This window comes from Falsiroseomonas oryzae, assembly GCF_027856955.1.
In the GTDB taxonomy this organism is placed as follows: domain Bacteria; phylum Pseudomonadota; class Alphaproteobacteria; order Acetobacterales; family Acetobacteraceae; genus Falsiroseomonas; species Falsiroseomonas oryzae.
This window is the reverse complement of the sequence record NZ_JAPSMD010000426.1, coordinates 1-4,493: the sequence shown is the minus strand read 5'-3', so window position 1 is coordinate 4,493 and position 4,493 is coordinate 1. Positions and strand designations below refer to the sequence as shown.

Annotated in this window: 6 protein-coding genes; 4 read left to right on the top strand and 2 right to left on the bottom strand. The window is 73.8% G+C overall.

What is annotated here, in order from left to right; genetic code table 11:
• The 3 genes from OZN99_RS26170 to OZN99_RS26160 form a co-directional block, all read left to right on the top strand.
• A partial coding sequence (locus OZN99_RS26170) for a hypothetical protein (RefSeq protein ID WP_270938170.1) occupies positions 1-232 on the top strand: 232 nt, incomplete at its 5' end.
• Positions 233-313: 81 nt separating this feature from the next.
• Positions 314-1,579 (top strand): serine hydrolase domain-containing protein, encoded by a 1,266-nt coding sequence (locus OZN99_RS26165; protein WP_270938169.1) that lies wholly within the window; start codon positions 314-316, stop codon positions 1,577-1,579.
• A complete protein-coding gene (locus OZN99_RS26160; RefSeq protein ID WP_270938168.1) occupies positions 1,576-2,169 on the top strand; it encodes an NADPH-dependent FMN reductase in 594 nt (197 codons plus the stop codon). Before OZN99_RS26165 ends, OZN99_RS26160 begins: the two co-directional genes overlap by 4 nt.
• Here the strand turns inward: OZN99_RS26160 and OZN99_RS26155 are convergent.
• Both OZN99_RS26155 and OZN99_RS26150 read right to left on the bottom strand, forming a co-directional pair.
• On the bottom strand, positions 2,162-2,551 hold the full coding sequence (locus tag OZN99_RS26155; RefSeq protein ID WP_270938167.1) for a hypothetical protein: 390 nt from the start codon (positions 2,549-2,551) through the stop codon (positions 2,162-2,164). The genes OZN99_RS26160 and OZN99_RS26155 overlap by 8 nt on opposite strands.
• Complete coding sequence (locus OZN99_RS26150; protein ID WP_270938166.1) at positions 2,548-3,783, bottom strand: MFS transporter; 1,236 nt, start codon at positions 3,781-3,783, stop codon at positions 2,548-2,550. The genes OZN99_RS26155 and OZN99_RS26150 overlap by 4 nt, the downstream gene beginning before the upstream one ends.
• A 123-nt stretch (positions 3,784-3,906) precedes the next feature.
• Between OZN99_RS26150 and OZN99_RS26145 the strand changes: the two genes are divergently transcribed.
• On the top strand, positions 3,907-4,493 hold a 587-nt coding region (locus OZN99_RS26145; RefSeq protein WP_270938165.1), incomplete at its 3' end, for an AraC family ligand binding domain-containing protein.

Genomic DNA, 4,493 nt, shown 5'->3' with positions numbered 1-4,493 from the left:
GCCTGCGCCGGAGACGCGGCTGCGGCTCGCGCCCGGCGTGCTGCATGCGCTGGTGCCGGAGCCCGATGGCGGGGCGAGCCTGCGCTGGGTGGGCGCGCCGATGACGCTGGACGCGACGCAGGCCGGCTGGATGGAGCGCCTGGCGGAGGGCGCGACGCCGGCGGAACTGGGCGAGGGCGCGCTGGAGTTCTGCCGGCGGCTGGTGCGGCGGGGGCTGCTGGCTCCGGCGTGATCGGCGGCCAGCGCGCTGCCATCTGGCGCCGCGGCGGTTGCGCGGATTAGGCTTCCGCCACCTCTGGGGGAGGAAGCCAGGATGGTCACACGTCGTCTGCTGCTCGGTCTGGCCGCGGCCGGGCTGCTTGCCACGCCGCTTGCGGCGCGCATGCCGGAGAGCCGCGTCGCGGCGCTGGATGCCGCGGTGCGCCAGCTCGTGGACGGGAACTCGACGCCCGGCGTCGTCGTGCTGATCCTGCAGGACGGGCAGCCGGTGTACCAGCGCGCCCATGGCGTGCGGGAGGCCGGCGGCTCCACGCCCATCGCCATGACGGACATGTTCCGCCTGGCCTCCATGACCAAGGTCGTCACTTCCACCGCGGCGTTGATCCTGGTGGAGGAAGGGAAGATCGGGCTGGACGATCCCATCTCCCGCCACCTGCCGGAATTCGCCAATCTGCGCGTGCGCCAGGCCGACGGCACGCTGGTGGCCGCCACGCGGCCGCCGACGGTGCGCGAGCTGATGACGCACACCTCTGGCCTCTCCTACGTCTTCATGAACGCGCCCGGCGTCGTGGACGCCTATCGCCAGGCCGGCGTGACGGACGGGTTGGCGACGGACTTGCCCAGCGAGGAGGCGGCGCGGCGGCTGGCGGCGGCGCCGCTGAAGACGCAGCCGGGGACGGAGTTCCACTACTCGCTCTCCACCGACGTGCTGGGCTGGGTGGTGGAGCGCGTCTCCGGCCGGCCGCTCGGCTCCTTCGTGGCGGAGCGCATTGCGCGGCCGCTGGGGCTGGAGAGCTTCATGTTCCGGGCGCCGGCGGCGCTGGCGGAGCGCTTCGTGCCGGTGACCCGCACGGCGGAGCCGCGGCTGGCGCTCGGGCTCGGCGTCGTGCCGGTGCGCGCGGCGGAGCCGGTCGCCTTCCCGGCGACCGGCGGGCAGGCGCTGCTGGATCCGAGCCGGCCCTTCAACGCCACCGGCTACCATTCCGGCGGCGGCGGGATGAGCGGGAACATCGCGGACTACGCCCGCTTCCTGACCGCGATGGCGCGCGGCGGGGAGCTGGACGGCGTGCGCATCCTGCGGCCGGAGACGGTGCGGCTGATCACCGAGAACGCGACCGGCAACCTGGCGACGCTGCGCGGGCCGGGCTGGGGCCACAGCCTTGGTGCGGGCGTGCTGGTGGACCCGGCGGCGGCGCGCACGCGGCTGCCGGCCGGCAGCTGGGGCTGGGGCGGCATCTACGGCACGCAGTTCTGGGTGGACCCGGTGAACCGCATCGTCGGCGTGGTGAAGACGCAGACCGCCGTGATCGGCTCCGGCCCCGTCGCCAACCTGGTGCGCGAAGCGGCGTATCCGGAGTGACGCGCATCGTCGGGATCTGCGGCAGCCTGCGCGCCGCGTCCTACAACCGCGGGCTGTTGCGCGCGGCGGCGGCCAGCCTGCCGCCGGGCGCGACGCTGGAGGTGGCGGAGATCGGCGCGCTGCCGCTGTTCAACGAGGACATCGAGAAGCCGGAATGGCCTGAACCTGTTCAGGGCTTCCGGCGCGTGCTGTGGACGGCCGACGCGGTGCTGGTGGCGACGCCGGAATACAACGCCGGCATTCCCGGCGTGCTGAAGAACGCGATCGACTGGGCCAGTCGCTTCGAGGGGCTGGGCGGGCGCACCGCGCCGGAGGGTGATGCCCGTAAGACGCCGCTGCAGGACGTGCCCGTGGCGATCATGGGCGCCACGCCGGGCTCGCTCGGCACGGCGCGATCGCAGCAGCAGCTGCGCACCGTGCTGCTGAATGTCGGGATGCGCGTGATGCCGTCGCCGGAGGCCTATGTCGGCGGCGCCAAGGGGAGGTTCGCCGAGGGCGAGCTGGCGGACGAGGCGAGCCGCGCGCAGGTGGCGAAGGTGGTCGCGGGGCTGGTCGCCTGGGCCGGGCTGGCCGGGCGGCGCGCTACCTGATGGCGACCTGCAGGCGATAGGTCGCGTTGCCGCGCGTGGCGCCGACGACGATGAGGTAGCGGCCATCGGCGGGCAGGACCCCCTGCCATTGCCGTGCGTCCTCGCCCTCTCCTGCGCCTTTCAGCGCGGTGCCGGCGACGCCGTCGGGCGTGATCCGCGCGCCGGGCGCATAGATCTGGAAGACGGCGTTGTCCTCGGGCGCCGCGATGCGCAGCGTCATGGTCTGGCCGGCGCGGGCGCCCAGGCTGTACGTCGCGCGCTCGCCGCGCGGGACCGCGCCCTCCATGACGGCGGAGGCGGCGCCGCGGGCGAAGCGGATCTCCTGCTGCGCCGCGGCCGGCGTCGCGAGGACGAGCGCGGCGAGAAGGAGCGCGCGCCTCATTCGGCCGGGACGGGCGCGGCCTTCGGCAGGGATTGCGCCCAGAGCTCGGGCCGCAGCTCCTCCTGCCGGTCGGGGAAGAACAGCGCGCAGGCCAGCGTGACCGTGGCGAAGACACCGAGCACCAGCAGGACAGCCGTCGAGCCGCCGTACCAGTCATGCAGCCAGCCGACGATGGGGGAGGCCAGCGCGGCGCCGAGGAAGCCCACCGAGAAGCGGATGGAATAGAGCTTCGCGCGCAGCGCCGGCGCGACGTAGCGCGCCGTCATCGTCTCGTTCACCGTGACCTGGCCGAAGATGGAGGCGCAGAGCAGCGCGGAGACCAGCAGCACCGGCCAGCCGGAGAGCTGCGTCAGCACCAGCAGCGCCGGCATCTGCACCAGGGCCAGCGGCATGAAGACGCGCTTCAGCGTCTGCCGGTCGATCAGGCGCCCGACGGTGAACTGCGTGAGCCCGCCGCAGAGCGTGACGAGGAAGGCCAGCACGCCTACCACCGGCAGCAGGTCCGGGCTGCCGGCCAGGCGTTCCTGCATCAGCTTCGGCAGCAGCAGGGTGAAGCCGTTGAAGACGAAGCCGCTGGTCGTGGCGATGCAGAGCAGCACGATCACCGCGCGGCGCACCACGGCGGGCGGGATCGTGGGGAAGGGCTTGCCGGCCGCCTTGGCGCGGGCGACGTCCACCAAGCCCTCGCGCCAGTAGAGCAGGCCGCCGGCGATGCAGAGCAGCCCGGGCAGGATGAAACCCCAGCGCCAGCCGAAGGCCGCGGCGACGGCGGCGGTGACGATCGGCGCCAGCGCGACGCCGAGGTTGCCGAAGACGCCGTTGACGCCGACCGAGGCGCCGACGCGGTCGCCGGCGGCATCCACCAGCATCGCCGTGCCGATCGGGTGGTAGATCGCGCTGAACGCCCCCATGACGAACATCGCCGCCGCCAGCGTCCAGGGCCCGGTGGCGAAGCCGGCCAGCACCATCCCCGCGCCGGTGCCCAGGAAGAACAGCAGCAGCAGCGCGGGCCGCCCCGTCCGCTCCGCGATCCAGCCCATCGGCAGGGAGCCGAGGCCGTAGATCACGAACATCCCCGTGCCCAGCGCCAGGATCGGGCCGTAGGTCGTGCCGAAGGTGGCACCCTCCTGCACCACCATGGCCAGCACGGCGGTGGCCAGGATCAGCAGGCCGTAATGGGTGAAGATGTGCGCGAGGTTGACGAAGACGATGGTGCGGGCGGGAGCGTCCATGCGGCGCGGTCCTGGATTTCCTCTCGCGATGGAGACTAGGCTGGCGGGGTGCAGACGTCCCGTCAGCTTCTGTCGCGAAACCGCCAGGGCGCCCCACAACGCCGCGACCTGCCGCAGGATCGGGTGGACCGGCCGCTCGCCGCCTTCGCGCGCGACTACGCGGATGGGGAGAGCGTGCCGCGCCATGCGCATGATCGGGCGCAGCTTCTGTATGCCACGCGGGGCGTGATGCGGATCGCGACGGACGCCGCGGCCTTCGTGGTGCCGCCCGGCCATGCGCTGTGGATGCCGGCGGGGGAGCCGCACCGCGTGGCGATCGAGGGCGCGGTCGCGATGCGCGCGCTGTTCCTGCGCGCCGACGCCGCGGTGGCCGGGCCGGTGGCGACTACGGTGCTGGCCGTCTCGCCGCTGCTGCGCGAGCTGATCCTGGCTGCCTGCGCCGAGCCGCTGGAATGGGACGAGGCCGGGCGCGGCGGGCACCTGGCCGCGCTGATCATCGAGGAGATCGCCCGCGCCGCGGTGCTGCCCTTCGGCGTGCCGGAGCCACGCGATACGCGGCTGTGCCGCGTGGCGGCGGCGTTGCGGGCGGACCCCGCCGATGCGCGCCGGTTGGAGGAGTGGGCCGAGGCGGCCGGCGCCAGCCCGCGCACGCTGGAGCGGCTTTTCCTGGCCGAGACGGGGATGGGCTTCGCCCGCTGGCGCCAGCGGCT